At 56.4% G+C, this 16591-nt stretch carries 16 protein-coding genes; 7 read left to right on the forward strand and 9 right to left on the reverse strand.

The window, feature by feature from the left end:
• Positions 1-136: 136 nt before the first annotated feature.
• Positions 137-565 carry a GNAT family N-acetyltransferase gene (locus tag AC3Y2E_RS24440; protein ID WP_190929824.1) on the reverse strand — a complete coding sequence of 143 codons (429 nt, stop codon included), beginning with the start codon at positions 563-565 and terminating at the stop codon, positions 137-139.
• Positions 566-1237: 672 nt separating this feature from the next.
• On the opposite strand from AC3Y2E_RS24440, the gene AC3Y2E_RS24445 reads away from it, so the two are divergent.
• Complete coding sequence (locus AC3Y2E_RS24445; protein ID WP_190929823.1) at positions 1238-1852, forward strand: superoxide dismutase; 615 nt, start codon at positions 1238-1240, stop codon at positions 1850-1852.
• A 213-nt stretch (positions 1853-2065) separates the two neighbouring features.
• A complete protein-coding gene (locus AC3Y2E_RS24450) occupies positions 2066-2227 on the forward strand; it encodes a hypothetical protein (protein WP_190929822.1) in 162 nt (53 codons plus the stop codon).
• Positions 2228-2425: 198 nt separating this feature from the next.
• Here AC3Y2E_RS24450 and mutY read toward each other — a convergent pair whose 3' ends face one another.
• Positions 2426-3577: an A/G-specific adenine glycosylase gene (gene mutY / locus AC3Y2E_RS24455; protein ID WP_379215058.1), complete on the reverse strand. Its 1152-nt coding sequence runs from the start codon at positions 3575-3577 to the stop codon at positions 2426-2428.
• A 102-nt stretch (positions 3578-3679) separates the two neighbouring features.
• On the opposite strand from mutY, the gene AC3Y2E_RS24460 reads away from it, so the two are divergent.
• Positions 3680-4534 (forward strand): AraC family transcriptional regulator, encoded by an 855-nt coding sequence (locus tag AC3Y2E_RS24460; protein ID WP_379215060.1) that lies wholly within the window; start codon positions 3680-3682, stop codon positions 4532-4534.
• Positions 4535-4782: 248 nt separating this feature from the next.
• Here the strand turns inward: AC3Y2E_RS24460 and AC3Y2E_RS24465 are convergent, their stop codons facing one another.
• Together AC3Y2E_RS24465 and AC3Y2E_RS24470 are read right to left on the reverse strand one after the other, a co-directional pair.
• Positions 4783-5808 carry a formylglycine-generating enzyme family protein gene (locus AC3Y2E_RS24465; protein WP_379215062.1) on the reverse strand — a complete coding sequence of 342 codons (1026 nt, stop codon included), beginning with the start codon at positions 5806-5808 and terminating at the stop codon, positions 4783-4785.
• 88 nt (positions 5809-5896) lie between these two features.
• On the reverse strand, positions 5897-6448 hold the full coding sequence (locus AC3Y2E_RS24470; protein WP_379215064.1) for a GNAT family N-acetyltransferase: 552 nt from the start codon (positions 6446-6448) through the stop codon (positions 5897-5899).
• Between the two features lie 150 nt (positions 6449-6598).
• Here AC3Y2E_RS24470 and AC3Y2E_RS24475 point away from each other — a divergent pair, with 150 nt between their 5' ends.
• Positions 6599-7198: a hypothetical protein gene (locus AC3Y2E_RS24475; RefSeq protein ID WP_379215066.1), complete on the forward strand. Its 600-nt coding sequence runs from the start codon at positions 6599-6601 to the stop codon at positions 7196-7198.
• Between the two features lie 1035 nt (positions 7199-8233).
• Here the strand turns inward: AC3Y2E_RS24475 and glpK are convergent.
• A complete protein-coding gene (glpK, locus tag AC3Y2E_RS24480; protein WP_379215068.1) occupies positions 8234-9706 on the reverse strand; it encodes a glycerol kinase GlpK in 1473 nt (490 codons plus the stop codon).
• Positions 9707-9914: 208 nt separating this feature from the next.
• Here glpK and AC3Y2E_RS24485 point away from each other — a divergent pair, with 208 nt between their 5' ends.
• Positions 9915-10121, forward strand: coding sequence for a DUF6199 family natural product biosynthesis protein (locus AC3Y2E_RS24485; protein ID WP_332076140.1), 207 nt, complete (start codon positions 9915-9917; stop codon positions 10119-10121).
• A gap of 28 nt (positions 10122-10149) precedes the next feature.
• On the opposite strand, the gene AC3Y2E_RS24490 is transcribed toward AC3Y2E_RS24485, so the two are convergent.
• From AC3Y2E_RS24490 to AC3Y2E_RS24505, 4 genes are all read right to left on the reverse strand, one after another.
• Positions 10150-11844, reverse strand: coding sequence for a glycerol-3-phosphate dehydrogenase/oxidase (locus AC3Y2E_RS24490; protein ID WP_379215071.1), 1695 nt, complete (start codon positions 11842-11844; stop codon positions 10150-10152).
• A gap of 519 nt (positions 11845-12363) precedes the next feature.
• Positions 12364-13770: an ABC transporter substrate-binding protein gene (locus AC3Y2E_RS24495; protein WP_379215073.1), complete on the reverse strand. Its 1407-nt coding sequence runs from the start codon at positions 13768-13770 to the stop codon at positions 12364-12366.
• A 350-nt stretch (positions 13771-14120) separates the two neighbouring features.
• Positions 14121-14879 (reverse strand): (S)-benzoin forming benzil reductase, encoded by a 759-nt coding sequence (locus AC3Y2E_RS24500; protein ID WP_379215075.1) that lies wholly within the window; start codon positions 14877-14879, stop codon positions 14121-14123.
• 583 nt (positions 14880-15462) lie between these two features.
• Entirely contained in the window at positions 15463-15726 is a 264-nt protein-coding gene (locus tag AC3Y2E_RS24505) for a hypothetical protein (protein ID WP_379215119.1), read from the reverse strand.
• Positions 15727-15985: 259 nt separating this feature from the next.
• Here AC3Y2E_RS24505 and AC3Y2E_RS24510 point away from each other — a divergent pair, with 259 nt between their 5' ends.
• Positions 15986-16312, forward strand: a complete 327-nt coding sequence (locus tag AC3Y2E_RS24510) for a c-type cytochrome (RefSeq protein WP_379215077.1) — start codon at positions 15986-15988, stop codon at positions 16310-16312.
• A 121-nt stretch (positions 16313-16433) separates the two neighbouring features.
• Positions 16434-16574, forward strand: a complete 141-nt coding sequence (locus AC3Y2E_RS24515; protein ID WP_379215079.1) for an AraC family transcriptional regulator — start codon at positions 16434-16436, stop codon at positions 16572-16574.
• Positions 16575-16591: the final 17 nt, after the last annotated feature.

The raw sequence follows: 16591 nt of genomic DNA on the forward strand, positions 1-16591 counted from the left end.
CCACCCGTTATTGTCTTTTTAATAAATCTCGAAGTACGTTCTAAAAAAACTCGTTATGTAATACAAAAGCATATCTCTTCGCCAAATGCAATGGCTTCAAGATATGCCCCTAGAAACGCCGATAGGCAGACGACTGTTACCGGCCGCTGACGATTCTTAAATGACGGTAAGAACGGGAAAAATGATGGTCGGTGTAGCCGACCGCTTCATAAACAGGGAGAATCGGTTCGTTGTGTACGTCCACCGTTACGAGAATTTTGCTGACCTTCCGCTGCGTGAACTTTTTCTTCAGGCCGTTAATTAAAGTCTTGCCGATCCCTCTGCGCTGGTGCTCCTTCGCTACGGCTATTCGGTAATAGTATCCTTGATTGCGTTGATCGATCGTACCGATAATAATCCCGGCGATTTCGTCGTCCACTACCGAGACGAGAACCAGCTCCGGATCCAGAGACAGCTGCTTAGCAAAGGCATCCATCGTTTCCTCGCAGCACGATTCGGACAACACTTCGCTAAATAGAGTCGTAATCGACGCATAATCGGACAATTGGAAAGGTCGAACGAACATCTTGGTCTCTCCCCGTTTTGTTTTTTGTAAACGATAAAGAATGTTTCACTTCGATCAGAAGCTTTTTTTCTTGTAACGTAACAAATACGACAAAAATCGAGGAAATCCTTCCTAAACCTTAACAAAACCTTAAAAAGTTTCGTTTTTTTCGATATTTCGTGAGAAAACGCTTTACTGAGAGCGATTTCACTTCCTTCTCAGGAAAGAGTTGCTTGCAATCGCCGGATGAAACATGGGCATTCCTGTGCGATCTGCTCCGTGCCGCTTCTATCCGTTGCTTCTATTTGTTGCCGGGCATTAGTTCTTTTCTCCCGGATATGGTTCGGAAGGGCTACGGCGCACCCTCTTAAGCAGGAAGTTCTAATAATTAAAAATATGAAAGCCGTTTGGAAAATATACGAGTCATCCAAACGGATCTAATATCGGCCGCCGTCATCCTGAAAAATCCGGTTCATTCCGGCCCGTCCGGTACGACCCCGGCTCTTCAACCGGACAGCTGCAAATCGCGGATAACGCCGGTTCATTTTTATTCGATTGTGGGCATAATGGAAGAGGACCCCGGAGCAACTTTTCAAACATAAGTGTTTCACATGTATATTTAGTGTTGATTTACGTTCAAAAATGAGGGATAATAGTGTTTGTACAAATCCAATATTTAGGGAGGGCTTACTAATGGCACACCAATTGCCACCACTGCCTTACGCTAACAACGCGCTGGAGCCTCATATCGACGCTCAAACGATGGAGATCCATCACGACCGTCACCACAATGCCTACGTTACGAACCTGAATGCAGCGCTTGACAAGCATCCGGAACTGCACGACAAATCGCTCGAAGATTTGATCGCGGATCTGAACGCCGTACCGGAAGCGATCCGCACAGCTGTTCGCAACAACGGCGGCGGCCATGCGAACCACTCCCTGTTCTGGACGACGATCGGCCCGAACGCAGGCGGTCAGCCTACAGGCGCACTTGCTGCAGCGATCGAAAGCGAGCTGGGCGGCTTCGATAAATTCAAAGAAACATTTGCAGCAGCCGGCGCTACCCGTTTCGGCAGCGGCTGGGCGTTCCTTGCTCTCAGCGCTGACGGCAAGCTGAAAGTGTACAGCCTGCCTAACCAGGACAGCCCGATCATGGAAGGCGAAACGCCGCTCCTCGGCCTGGACGTATGGGAGCATGCTTACTATCTGAAATATCAAAACAAACGCCCTGACTACATCGCCGCATTCTGGAACGTAGTGAATTGGGACGAAGTTGGCAAGCGTTACGACGCTGCCAAAAAATAATTCGCTCCAAGCGGACTCCAGCTCCCCGCCCGGATCGTTACTCTGCGTAACGTCCGGCGGGGAGCTTTCGTTTGCCGATAGAGCCGCCGCTCCGATCCGCTCCGCGCGTTCGTTTCTCCTCCCGCTGCTTCAGTCCGGGCTTCGCATGTTTTGCCGGTTCTCCGAATACAATGTAGCGAATCCCGATGAACCTAAGAGAGGAACGAAACCGGTATGTCCAAATCGAACCGCGGAAAAGCGCTCTGGAAGCTGCCCTCCAGAGGGCGAGGAACATGCCCCGTCTGCCGGGCCACCCGCATCAAGCTGCTGTATACCCGGACGCTGGAGAACGGCGCCAAAGCCAAAGTATGCAAACGATGCCGTGTCAGCGCCTGATGCGATCCCAGAGCTTATCCTACGGCTTCAACCGGCGTCACGAGCATCAACTCCCCTTTGTTCAAACCAATCTTCAGCTCTGAACTTGCACTAGCTGGAAGCGCCGCTATCGCAGCCTGAGGCGAGAAGCGCAAAGAGGCTCCGCATCCCGCGACGAATTCGCGCCGATACGCAGCCTCTTTGGCTTGTCCCGCTTGTTCAGCTTCCGTAGCTTCCCGCCTGTTTCAATATTTTCACGAATACGTTCGGCAGCGCGTACTGCTCCAGCTCGCGTTCGCCGAACCAGAGAAACACGTTCCCGTCGTCGGAATCACCCGCTGCGGAGCCGTTCTCTGCCGGTTTGCCGGCCAGTCCGGCAAACCGGCAGCGGTAGACGCGCATCTGCCAGTGAATATGGCTGAACGTGTGCTCCGCATCCATCATCGGCGCCAGCGGCTCCACCTCCAAGCCGTACTCGTTCGCCAGACTTTCTCTCAGACAACGCATCGCCGCTTCGTCCGATTCCGTGCCGAGCGACGCGATCGTCTCGGGCAGCAGAACGTGCGGCAGCTCCCACATGCGGGCGAGCAGCCCTTCCTTCGGCCGCTGGCGGGCGAGTACTTTGCCGGCGTTCTCTCCGGAGCCCTCGATAAAAGCGACGGCGCGCTTCTCCGGACGGGGCGGCTTCGCTTTCGTTTTGACCGGAAGCTCGTCCACCGCTCCTTCCATCCGTCCCGCACAATGCTCCATGACCGGACAAGTCAGGCAATGCGGCGATTTCGGCGTACACACGGTTGCGCCCAGCTCCATCAGCGCCTGATTGAAATCGCGAGCCTCCCCTTCGGGGATCAGTTCCTTAGCGAGCCGCTCCATCCCGATCCGTGTCGCAGGCTTGGCAATATCGTCGCGAAGCAGGAAGTACCGGGACAGCACCCGCATCACATTGCCGTCCACGGCCGGCTCCGGCTTGTTGTAGGCGATGCTCAGCACCGCTCCGGCCGTATAAGGCCCGACGCCCTTTAAGGAGGAGATCTCCTCCTGCGTGTCCGGCACGCGCCCGCCGTAGACCTCCTTCACTTCCCGCACCGCCGCCTGCAGATTGCGCGCCCGCGAGTAGTAGCCGAGCCCTTCCCAGGCTTTCAGCACTTCCTCCTCCGGGGCGTCCGCGAGCGCCTCGACCGACGGAAACTTCTCCACGAACCGGTGGAAGTACGGAATAACGGTCTCCACCCGGGTTTGCTGCAGCATCACTTCCGATATCCATATATAGTACGGGTTGCGGCTTCTCCGCCAGGGCAAATCCCGCTTATGCACGTTGTACCAGTCCAGTAAATGCTTGGAAAAATATTGTTTTGCCTCCGTCGTATCCACTCGAATCTCCTCTTTCGTCGCTGTCGTATCCCGTTTCTGGTATGATTAATCTTGTTGTTGATCCGCAAGAAGCTTGCGGGTGAAAGGAGCGTAGGTTTTCGTATGCTGACACCGGGGGAAATAGCCGCCAGGCTGAACCGGCTTGTCTACTCCATCGTGCTGATCGGTCATCAAAAATGCGAACCCACCTGGGCGCATCCGATGCGCTCGATCAAGCACCATTCCTTTTGGCTGATCGTAAAAGGCAAAGGGACGTTTACCGTCAACGGTACCCATTACCCGGCCGAGCCCGGCAAACTGTTCTTTTTCTCGCCCGGCATGCTGGTGGAGCGCCGCACCGATCCCGAACAGCCGATCGAATATTACTTTTTACGTTTTCATTATACGGAAACGTACGAAGAGAAGGAACAGTGGATTTCCCACTGCTCTGCGGAAAGTCCGTTTCCGCTGCAGGGCATGTACTCGCTGCAAAATACGCCGCAGTTCATTTATTTGATGGAGCAGCTGTTCGTTCTGTGGCAGCGGCGGGGCCATATAACGGCGATGCGCCGCAAAATTTTGCTTCACGAATTTTGGCTGGCGCTGCTGCAAGATTTTCGCGCACAGAAAAATGCCGGCGACACGACCGCGGCCATCGAGCATACGCAAGATTACATGGTGCAGCACTACCAGGAGCCGCTGACGCTCGAATCGCTGGCCCAGCTCGCCGGACTGAGCGTCAGTCACTACTCGCGCCTGTTCAAGAAAGTGATCGGCTACAGCCCGATCGACTACTTGACGCATCTGCGGATGGACCGCGCCAAGGAGCTGCTCGTCTTGTCCGACTACCGACTCAAATCGATCGCCCACAGCGTAGGCTACGGCGACGAATTTTATTTCAGCCGCATCTTCAAAAAAGTGGTCGGCCTCTCCCCCCGCGAGTACGCCAAGCGGCACCGGGTCGATACAGTTCGCTGAACGGCCGTAATAAGTGCCTTGCAACGGAATGCGGAAAGCCGAATTTATCGTGCCAGCACGACACTCAGCACCGCCCGGACTCCGGCAAACGTTGCTTGGCGCCGCATGAAGGGGGAGCCGCCTATGTCGACAGCGGTACGGCCGACGGCCAGCCTAACTCTGCTTGTAACAGCAAAAAGACGGGATCGCTGCCTCTCCCGTCTTTCTAAATAATCGGATTATGATTTTGCGGCCTGCACTCAACCCTGTCAGCGCTCAGACAACCGGACAATCCGCCGGTAACGGGAATGCCCCTTCAAGTCCTCCCATTCCGCTTCCGTATTGTAGGGATCGCGGTAATAGACGGCGGCCGCAGGCAGATAGCCGGCAACGGGTCCCATCCCCCCGCAGATCATACTGCCGCCGTCTCCGCCTTTCGGCATAAGGCCGCTGCCGCCCTCCGTAAGCTCGTACTGATAAGGATCTCCGGCGAAGATCAGCCCGAACGCATTGGGAAGCTCCAAATCGTAGGGACGCCCGTCTCCGCTCCGTATCGCGCTCCCGTCGGCCTCGTCCGCCTCCGGCTCGCTCAGCTCTTCGAAATACTTCAGCTTCATGCTGTAATCGAAACTGTCCCCCCAAGGAAACAACGTACGGCAGCCTCCCCCGTACATATACTCCCACTCGTCCTCCGTAGGCAGGCTGAAGCCTCCCTGAAAAGCATCCTCCCTCCACTGCTCGCAGGTGACATCTTCCTCATACAGATAGACCCGTATGTCCCCGTTCACCCGTTTCAGGCGATAACTCTCATATAACTCGTAAGAGCCAAGGTCAGACTTTTTAAACCGCTCCAGCTGTTCCGTCATCTCGGAATCGTCCAGCGCCGGAACGTCCTCTGCCGAAATTTCGCGCCATCCGGCGGAGTGTGTCTCGCATTCGGCCAGCATAGGTCTGATCACAACTTCCCGTACCGGCGTCATCTGCTCCTGGAGAAACGCGTCTACATCCTCCACGCCGTTTTCACCGAACGCATCCAGTAAGTCTTCCCGCGCCGCCTCGTCCATCCCCTGCTGCCAGCCGTTCCATCCCAGCCTCACGACATCCCCCGGCACAAATACGAACCGGCGTCCCACGTACTCGAACACACCCGTTTCCATACTTGTCCCATACCGTTCGAAAGTTTCCAAGCCTATGTAGGCAAAGCCCGGGGCCAGTTCACCGGACAGCCCCCGCATGATGCCGTCCTTCGCTTCTCCGGACAAGCCGTTCCATCTGTCCCGTTTTAGTTGATTCATCCCTGCACTCTATCCTTTCGGTCCCTATCCAAAAGAGCTTTCTCGTCAAGCTTTCTCCGCATCTGCAAATGAATGCTTCTCTTGATGGCTACGGCTTATACCGCTCCAGGTACTCGGAACGGACCATGCCGTACAAAGCCAAATCCTCGTAGCTTCCCCACTTCAAAACATGCTGCCGGTATACACCCTCCGGCTTCATCCCGATCTTGACCATCACTTTGGAGGAGGCCGGGTTGTTGGTCATCGCGGCCGCATGGATGCGGTTTAACCCCAGCTCGTCGAACCCGAACTGAGCGATTCGGCCCGCCGCTTCCGTTGCATATCCCCGCCCCCAATAAGGGACGCCGACCCAATAAGCCAGTTCCGCACGATTATGCTTGCGGGCCACGTCCATACTCATATTTCCGATCAGGGCCCCTTCGTCCTTCGTAATCATCGCGAAAGCGTAATGGTCTCCGCTCTGGGACGATTGCCGCACCGCTTCAATCCACTTTTCAGCCGCTCCGTCCGGATAAGGGTGAGGAATCGCAAGCGTTGTGCGCGCTACTTCTGGACGACCGGCCAGCTGTTGAACCGCCGCCGCATCGGATAACTCGAACATCCGGAGATACAATCGCGTGGTCTCTAATTTGAACGTCATGGCTAGACCTCCATTCCATATATCTCCATTATAGTAGTTTCGGCGGCACGAATATATCCTTTTCTGTCGATCGCGCTAAGCACCGGCCTCCGAAATTGACTTCACCGTCTGCAAATAGTAAGCTAACGTTGTTAATTCGAGGTGATATTCGTGAAAGCAACCGTTACTTTTAACCGGATCGGCCTATACTCGTATACTCCTTATTTGTATATTTGGGGCGCCCAGTGGATGGGCAGCTCATTTTTGCAATATTTGTGGCCGCTCGACCCTCATGGAACGATCCGTACTGTGCTGCTGGGGGCGGCAGTCGTTCTAAGTGCGCTGTTCCTGTGGCGGGGTGCAGGCAAAAACTCGCCGGCGGCTCCCGCAGAAGCTTCAGTTGAACCTTCCGCCGAAACTCCAGCTTTAGATTCCGTCACCGCCCCTTCCCCCGCCGCCGGCTGGCGATCTCCGGCTGCAATCGCCGCCGTGCTGCTAGCGGCTGTGCTGCTGCTCGTACGGATGGAGCTCATCTCCCCGCTCGTCGCCGAGCTGCTGCGTGCGGTCGTGTTAGCGGTACTGTATATCGGAATCGGCGCTTCGCTGGGCCGGGAGCTCGTCTATTTGGGAGTGTGGCTGCTTGTGCTCACCGCTGTAGTAGGCGTGTGGTACTTGGGTTATGTACCGATCGTGCTGGGTTTCTCGGCAGGGGCGAGCCTGCTGGCCTGTGCGCTCATTTTCCGGTTCTGGAGCAAGGCACGCCGGGGATAGCAAGCTTCGGTTTAGCCAGGCAGAGCCACAGGTAATGCGCAGAAATAGCCTATGCGCAATTTCATGACAAGGCCGATCAGCTGATTCGCCCATAAAGCGCGTTACTCCACACGGCTCCCCCTTGCTTCATCCCGCTCACCTGCAGTCGTATTGCCGATTGGGCCTTATGGCGCCATCAGCCGACTTCCCCTACACCCCGGGAAGCTTCTTACGGAAGCTTTACTTCCGTTATCTGGGGACTGCAGCAGGAAATCGACGCTTAGCGGAAGCATTTGTGCCGCTATTTCCCGTATTACCGCCTACATCCCCCTATAAAGCCAAAATAACGGAAACCATACTTCCTCTATCGATTAAAATCTACATACTTGGCGGGAATAGAGGAAGTTACTCTTCCGCTTGTAGGAACGAAATGCTGCTCGACAATAACTCCCGCATGAATCCGGTACGGTAAGGTGACCTATTTTCGAACTTCGGCAGTTCACACGAACTCGGCATTTGCGGGGCGTTCGGAAACCTGGGAGGCGTGCGTGCTAGGTTTCCTGGAGGTGCAGCGCTTTGGCGAGGCCCTTCTCCTTCTCGGTACCACCGATCGCCCTCTTTGCGCAGACGCGCTCCCGAATGACCGAAGCTACCAGTGAAAGAGCCAAATAATGAGCTTAATCTGGCACCCTCTATTTTCGCCATATGGGGACGACTCAGACAAATAGAAGCGGTTTGCACCTCTTATTTCAACCAACTGATAGGGTCTGCACCCTTTTGGCCGATTTTATAAGTTCCAAACCACTCTTATTTCCCCATCCAAACGGGTTTCGGGCAAAATAAAGAGTACGAACCGCTCTTATCCAGTTTCCTCTAGCCCATTAGCGAGCACACAACGCCGAGCAGCCACGCTGAACGCCCCAGCGAAAGCGTAAGGTAAGAAGCGGCTTATCGTGGTTTGGAGTGTCTCGGTTCGGCTTTTGCGCTTTATTGAAATTAGAAAAAGCCGCCGGCATCGTCCGCAGACAATCACCCGGCAGCTCTGCTACCTTCCCTTTACAACTGGAAACCGACCGCTTGCAGCCATCCCGCATACTTCCGGTTCCGCAGCTCCTCTTCCATCCCCGGCTCGAACTGCCGGTCCTTCTCCCAGAGCGACTTCAGCTCGTCGCAGCCGCTCCAGAAGCCGACCGCCAGCCCGGCCAGAAAGGCGGCGCCCAGCGCCGTCGTCTCCTGCACCTTGGGCCGCGTCACGCGGACGCCGAGCATATCGGCCTGAAACTGCATCAGGAAGCCGTTTTTCGCAGCTCCCCCATCGACCCGCAGCTCGTGCAGCCGAATGCCGGATTCCCGTTCCATCACCCGCAGCACGTCCATCGTCTGGTACGCGATCGACTCCAGAGCCGCCCGCACGAGATGCGCTTTGCCGCTGCCTCTCGTCAAGCCGGTAATCATCCCTCTCGCCTCGGCGTTCCAATATGGGGTGCCGAGACCGGTAAACGCCGGCACGACATACACGCCTTGCGTATCTTCCACCGACGCCGCCAGAGGCTCCGTCTCGTTCGCATGCGTAATCAGCTGCAAGCCGTCGCGCAGCCACTGGATGACCGCTCCCGCTGTAAACACGCTTCCTTCCAGCGCATAGTTCACTTGACCGTCCAATTGCCACGCGATCGTCGTCAGCAGCCCTTCCTTCGAAGCGATCGGCTTGGTGCCGGTATTTTTCAGCAGGAAGCACCCGGTTCCGTACGTGTTTTTCGCCATCCCCGGCTCATGGCACCCTTGGCCGAACAGCGCCGCCTGCTGGTCTCCAGCCGCGCCCGCCACCGGGATCGCCGCAGCGCCGCCCAGCAAATCGGTTTCCCCATACAGGAAGCTGGACGGCTTCACCTCCGGCAGCATGCCGGCCGGTATGCCGAGCCTCTCTATAATCTCCTCATCCCACTTCAGCGAATGGATGTTAAACAGCATCGTCCTCGACGCATTGGACACGTCCGTCACATGGGCTTTGCCGCCGGTCAAATTCCAGATCAGCCAAGAGTCGATCGTCCCGAACAGCGCTTCGCCGGCCTCCGCCTTCGCCCGTATGCCCGGTACATGGTCCAGAATCCACTTGAGCTTCGTCCCGGAGAAATACGGGTCCGTGACGAGACCGGTTTTGTCGCGAATGCGTTCCTCCCAGCCTTCCCGCTTCAGCTCCTCGCACGTCTCCGTCGTCCGGCGGCACTGCCAGACGATCGCCCGGTACAGCGGTTCCCCGGTCGTCCGGTCCCAGACGACTGTCGTCTCCCGCTGATTCGTAATGCCGATCGCAGCGATCTCGGACGGCTCGATGCCGTCTGCGGCTTCGCGCATCACTTGCAGCTGGACGCTCCATATCTCTGCCGCATCGTGCTCCACCCAGCCCGCTTGCGGAAACCATTGCCGAAATTCCTTCTGCGCCATCCGCACGACCTGCCCGCTCCGGTCGAACACTATCGCCCGGCAGCTTGTCGTTCCCTGATCGAGCGCCATTACATACTGCGTCATGTCCGGTCCCTCCCCTTAAGCTGTATGCTACCTACGATACCATCCTCATCCCCCGAAAGAAATACCGCCCGGCAATTTCCCCTGTTTGGCGAAACTTTCCCGCCTCCATTTACGTAAACAGAGTAAGCGTATTCATACCAAACATTCCCTAGACGCGAAGTGCAGCCCATCGTTCGCTGCGGTTTACGAATTCAAACGAGGTGCCTCTATGATCGTAATCAAATGGATTCCTTATGTGTTCATCGCAATCGGCCTGATCAATATCATCTTCCCGGCAACCGGCCGGTTCTGGAATATCGGCTGGCAGACCAAAGCCGCCAAAGCGGCCAAACCCGGCGAAACCGCCGTCCTCATGAGCCGGATCGGCGGCTTGCTGGCGCTCGGCCTGGGCTTGTTCCTGCTTCTCTATCTGTAGAATCGCCCGCTTCGCCATCGGCGGGCGGCTACTCTTTCCCTTCCGGGAAGCTCGTAACCTGTGCGATGTAGGCGAGCACCTCCCGCAGCTGGCGTTCCGCTTCCTCCCCGCTCCAGCCGAGCAGCCGGGCCATCGTCTCGACCACCGGAGTGCTCAGCGTCTCCGCCCGCGGACGGTCAAACGTGACGAGACCGGAGCGGCGGATCAGGAAGTCCGAGGCGGTAACCGTCATCTCATGCGTAATCGCATAGTGAAGCTCCGCTTCCAGCAGCTCCCGGTTGATTCCGTTCCCGTCACGCTTCGTGCGTCCTCCCGCTTCGGTGCGAGCTTTATATTCCTCAAATATAGGAGCGATGTTGGACCCGTAACGGGCGAGCAAGTAGTCGGTATCGCGTTTTGCGATTCCCAGGTTCGTCCCTTTCTCGATCCATTTGTTGCGGTACTCCTCATACAGCTCGAAGCCGTCCCGGTCGCCGCCGCTAATCGAGTCCTGATCAGTCGTACAGCCGGCGCTGCGTCTTCCTTCCTGCTCGGCCAACTCCTTCTCGACGAGGTCGACTACTTTCTCGGCCATTTTGCGGAAGCCGGTCAGCTTGCCTCCGGCAATCGTAATCAGCCCCGACTCCGAACGGAAAATTTCATCCTTGCGGGATATTTCCGACGGTCCCTTGCCTTCCTCGCGGATCAGCGGTCGCAGTCCCGACCAGGACGATTCGATATCCTTGGCAGTCAGCTTCACGCCCGGGAAGGCGTTATTAACGGCATCAATCAAATAATCGCGGTCTTTGCGCGTCGTTCTCGGCTCCTCAATCTTGCCCTCGTAGAACGTGTCTGTCGTTCCGACGTACGTCTTGCCCTCCCGCGGGATGACAAAGATCATCCGGCCGTCAGGGACGTCCAGGTAAGCCGATTGGCGGACCGGCAACTTCGAGTGATCGACGACGAGGTGAACCCCTTTGGTCAGCAGCAGCCGTTTCCCTTTGACTTCCTGATCCTTGGAACGTACACGGTCTACCCATGGTCCCGCCGCATTCACGATCTTTTTCGCGCGGACGGCGTACACGTTCCCGGTTAAAACATCCTCCACATGAACCCCTACCGCTTTGCCGTTCTCGTATATAAAATCAACCGCCTTGGCGTAGTTGACCAGCTTCGCCCCATGCCGGTACGCCGTCTTGGCGATCTCGACGGTAAGCCGGGAATCGTCGGTACGGTATTCGTAATAAAAACCGGACCCTTTCAATCCTTCCGTCTTGAATAGCGGCTCCATCTCGATCGTTTTGCTGCGTCCGTACATAATGCGCCGCTCGCTGCGCTTGACCCCCGCCAGCCAGTCGTAGACGTACAGACCGATCGCAGACATCCAATACCCGTACGTGCCGCCTTTGTAGATCGGCAGCATCATCGGCGCCGGAATGACGATGTGCGGAGCTTTTTTGTACAGCAGCGCCCGTTCGCGGCCGACCTCCATGACCAGTTTGACTTCGCCCTGCTTCAAGTATCTCAGCCCGCCGTGAACCAGCTTCGTCGAGCGGCTGCTCGTACCCCACGAGAAATCGTGCATTTCGACCAGACCCGTGCTTAAGCCCCGCTTGCTGGCGTCCCAGGCGATGCCGGCTCCGGTAATGCCTCCCCCGATAATCAGCACGTCCAGTTGCCGCTCCGACATGTGCTGGAGCAGTTCGGCCCGATTGCTTGCTGAAAAGCTTGCTTTTGCGCTCATACAAGTTGCCTCCCCATGACGACAAAGGACGGGATCGGATTGTTCCGCTTCAGCCGCCTCCGGCGAAGAGAACGACAAAAAACCCTCCCGCATGATGAAGCAGCCCGTACCCTATAAAGAATACAAAGCGCTTACCAGCAAAAGGGTTCTCCTCGTCTCCGCCCGTTTGATGATTGCCGTCCATTCGATTGTTCTTCTTGCTAACAAGCGTAACACACCTGCGCAGCGCCTGTAAAGCCGTAAGCCGGCGAAATGCCGCCCATTTGTAGAGGTTGTTCAAAAAGTCAACTTTTGATCACGATGCAGATCGGGAAGCTTACTCGACATCGAATATGGAATTCAGCCAGAACTTCCGGTGCTCTCGTAGCTCCCACTACGCTCCGCTCCTCATTTCCTTGCTTCATCCCATCTTCTCGGTGCTGAAAACCGGACTTTTTGAACTCGCACTTATAGAGGTTGTTCAAAAAGTCAACTTTTGATCACGATGCAGATCAGGAAGCCTGCTCGACATCGAAGGGCTCAGCGCCCCTCTGTCCTGCTGTGAAGCAAAGCTTCTCCGCCTTGGCGCTCCATCGCCTGCAAAGCTTCGGCAACCGTTTTGCGGCCTTCCAGCACCTGGACCGCCTCTCCGTCCATCATCCCGGCGAATACGCTGCGGAAAGCGGCGGGCACTCCGTCCTTCGGCGCGGACACGCTCCCACCCGGCTTCAGCTCGTAGAAACAATCGATATCGGCTTTCACGCCGCTGCTCCTCAGACGTTCGAGAAGCTGCTGCTTTCTGGATAGAAGCGGAATTTCCCGGTTGTCATGGAGCTGCTGATCGGCGATTTCCGGGCTATTGATATGCTTCACCAGCTCCCAAGCGACCTTGGCAGACGGCGAACCGGCATAGACGGCATAAATCATCGGAATTTGAAAAGTAGCCGACTGGTCGGGACTGCCGGGGTTGACCGGCTCGGTCACAACGTCCCAATCAAAAGACACTCCGCCCGATTCCCGCAGCTTCGACAAGAAGGTAAAAGGTTGTACGCTCATCGCCACCTTCCCCTCCAGAAACAGGTTGCGGGCCGGCAACGTTTCCCATGCCAGATACCCGTTCTTGTAACCGCCGATCACCGTCGTCCAGACGTCCCGCCAGCCCGCAGCCTGCAGCGTAAGCCCCCGGGATACCGGGTCGATCATTCTTAAATCGAGTGTCGCCGCAACCAGACTGATCAAGCTGCCGGGTGTAGAACGGGGATATACGCTCAGACCAAATATCCGCTCTCCATCCCCGCCCTCCGCCTGAAAGCGGGCGGCCGTCTGCAGAACGTCATACCAGCTCATCCGGCTGACGGGATAAGCGAAGCCCTCCGACCGAAACAGGTCGCGGTTATAAAATAACCCCATCCGTTCTATCTCCGGGGCCAAACCGTATAAGAGGCCTCCTCCCAGCTGCCTTAGCCGGTCCGTCACCTTCGAATCGAACGCCTGCAGGTCGAACCGGTCCCGGACGATCCAGCTGTCCAGCGCCGCCAGCTGATTTTTGGCAGCCAGATATCCGAGCGATTCCGGGTTTAACAACAGAACGTCAGGACGCTCCTGATTCAGCATCTTTTTGATGGAGCCCGACTCCGCCAGAGGGATTCCGGGGTCTCCGGGAACCGCAGTGAGCACTTCAAACGATACGTTCGGGTAACGGAGCCTAAAAGACTTTCCGTATTTCTCCATAAATATCTGTTCATCCGGATATACAACCTTCAGACGGACAGGCTGCTCCATATCAATACGGTCGTCCGGGTTCCGGCTCGTTTCTCCAGTCAGCCGAGATATCCGTTCAGATACGGGCTGAACCACAATGAAAGCGATTACAAAAAGAACGCATACGAGGGCTGCCACTCCCGCTTTAACCTTGCGGCCGTTCCCACGGCGGCGGTTAAGCTGCATGGGCTTTCAACTCCTTGCCGATTATCTCCTTTATGTATAACGCACCGGACAGGCAAAAAGTTACTATTCATCCAAATATTTTTGGCATTCATTACATGGGAGATGGAATCGTAAAAGAATCAGCCGGAGAAGTAATGAAGGGACGATGGGGCACGGATAACTCCGCCGGCGCAGGGCTTCGTCCGCATAAATGAAAGCAGTTCGAAAGCTCTGCGGCTGACAGGTTGGAGATTCGCTTGGAGTTCATCTCTCTTCCAGCTCGGAATCGGAGCTATCCGAACTCCGTCTCTTGAAACGAGTTGGCGATCGTCAAACTGATCGTCGTCTCGCCCTGATAGGGCAGCTACGCATTAGCCCAGTTCGCGTACATCCAGTAGGCTGCCGGTCGGATAACGATCGTCGAACAACACCCGCAGCAGCTTGCCCGCCGTCTCGTCCGGGGAAGCCAGAGCGCCGGTTTCCTTCAGCTGTACGAACCGGCTGTGCTGTTGGAATAACGCCGGGTCGGTCCGCCTGATTTCCTCCTGCATCCCGGTATCGACCACTCCGGGGGCGACTGACAAGATTCGAACTCCCGCTGTGCCGGCGGCTTGCTGCTCCTCGCCGACGCAGCGGGTGAACATATCGAGCCCCGCCTTGGACGCGCAATAGGCGCTCCATCCGGCATACGGCTTCTTACCGGCGCCGGATGACAGGTTCAATATCCGCTTATCCGCTCCCCAGCCCGCCGTCAGGCGAAGAAAGGCCGAGGCGAGCACGACCGGAGCGATCAGGTTAACGGTCAGATTGCGTGCCAGTTCGGCGCCGGCAGCGACGTCCGCCGGGGCGATCGGCTCCACCATGCCTGCGTTGTTAATCAGCACGGCGGCCTCCAGCCCGTCCCCCGCAATTCCGGCGCACGCCTCTTCCATTACGGTATCAAGCGATAAGATATCGTTCATGTCGCAGCGAATCCATTTCAGTAAGGCGCCTTTGCTCTTCGCTTCGGCCCGCAGCGGTTCGCCATCGCTGCGGGCCATGCCGACCAGCGTGTGGCCGGGCTGCATCAATCGGCGCAGCAGCGCCTCTCCGAGTCCTTTGGAAGCGCCGGTTACAATAAAAAGCTTCATGGAACATAACCTCCCTGCCTGTTCGGCCTCCACCGGGCCTTGATCGATCAGTCCGATCCTAACAAAACCGGGGACGCAGAGCAAGCTGCCACTCCCGGGCGAGACATTCCTCGATCCCCGCTTCGGTTCGCTTTATCTCCGCAATTCCGTTTCCCTTCATCCCGATAACCGCCTCCCCTATGTTCGTCGTTAAACGTCGAACCTCTAACCGCTCCGCACATTCAATGAATCCGACTTTGTACCGGCCCGTATATTGTAACGGCAGACGCTGCTCGGAGTAAGGGGGAGAACGGTTTCAGCCAACCTTTCCGACTTTTTGTCCCGAAAATGAAAACAGCTTGTAACCAAACTGCAATGTCTCTTTCATCTCGCTTTAATGAAAAGCGCCTATACTAAATATCGACCCCCTTTTTCATATATATAACTTTCAGATCCGCGGCCCGTTGCTTGCGGGTCTCTTTTTTTGTCTCCACTTGTCGCCAGAGGCAATCCGGCAGCCAGGAAGACAAGCTCCGCACAGCAGCAGGCAGCCCCTCATGGGACTGCCTGCACGCCTGCCTGTTAACCTCCACCGTGTCAGCGATCAGAGCAGCAGCAGCGTAATCGCCAGCAGATCGAACAGAGCCAGCGTCATGATCTGGTTTTGCGCTCCGTATCCATATCCGTATCCGTACGGCGGGTAGAAGTTTCTGGCTTGGCCGTTCGCGTCGCCGGACAGCTGCAGGTACACATGCTCGCTATCTACATGCACGATCGTCCCATGATGAGTCTGGCCATCTCTGGTCTGCAGCTGCACCGGCCGGTTCATATACAGCTTGCAGATGCAGTAGGCGTCTTCCTTCAGCATCGACACTCGTAATCCCTCCTCGTTGTTCAAGCCGCTGCAATTGGATTGGGTGCGGGCTAATGCGGATTTAAGATACTATATGTAGACGAACGCCCGGTGGCATGGGCTTTTGATCGGGTTTTCGCCCATTTTGCCGGAAGGCGGAAGGCAATATTCGCAGAACGTTCATAGGAATCCCGCGTTCATAGCCAATAACCGGAGTGGATATGCTAAGATGGGCATAACCGGAAACCGGAATTCAGAACATGGAGGGTTACAGATGAAGCAGCCAAGCAAGGCGAGATTATGGGGAGCGGGGATCGTCTTGTCCGCCGCCGTGATGTTGAGCGGATGCGGGGCTTCCGGTTCCGAGACGGCGGGCACGGCGGAAGCGTTGTACAAGAAAAAGTGCTTGTCGTGTCACGGCGAAAAATTGGAAGGACGCATCGGCCCTCCTACCAACCTGACCCAAGTAGGCGCCAAACTAACCCGCGACCAGATCGCCGACCAGATCGCCAAAGGCGGCCGGGGCATGCCGGGCTTCAGCGGCTCGCTGAACGAGACGGAGATCGGTACGCTTGCGGACTGGCTTGCCGAGAAAAAGTAGTGTACCCGGATAGGAGCAGTTTCAGGGTGCATGATGCTTCGCAATATCGCGACTGACTTCGCTGGCCGGCTCTGCATAACCGCCAAGCTAAGCACTCTTTCTTTATAGTTATCTGGTTTAAATGTCCGTCGAAACGATTGCCCAGCGGATCGGATACGCGAGCAGCAGCTATTTTTGCCGGGTATTTCGCAGTATACTGGGCGTTACCCCGCACCAGTTTCGCTCCCATGAAGAGTGGAGCCACGATCATATTACGTTTTAGGAGGCGCCGCTAAAGCG

The sequence above is a fragment of the Paenibacillus sp. MAH-35 genome, assembly GCF_058135425.1.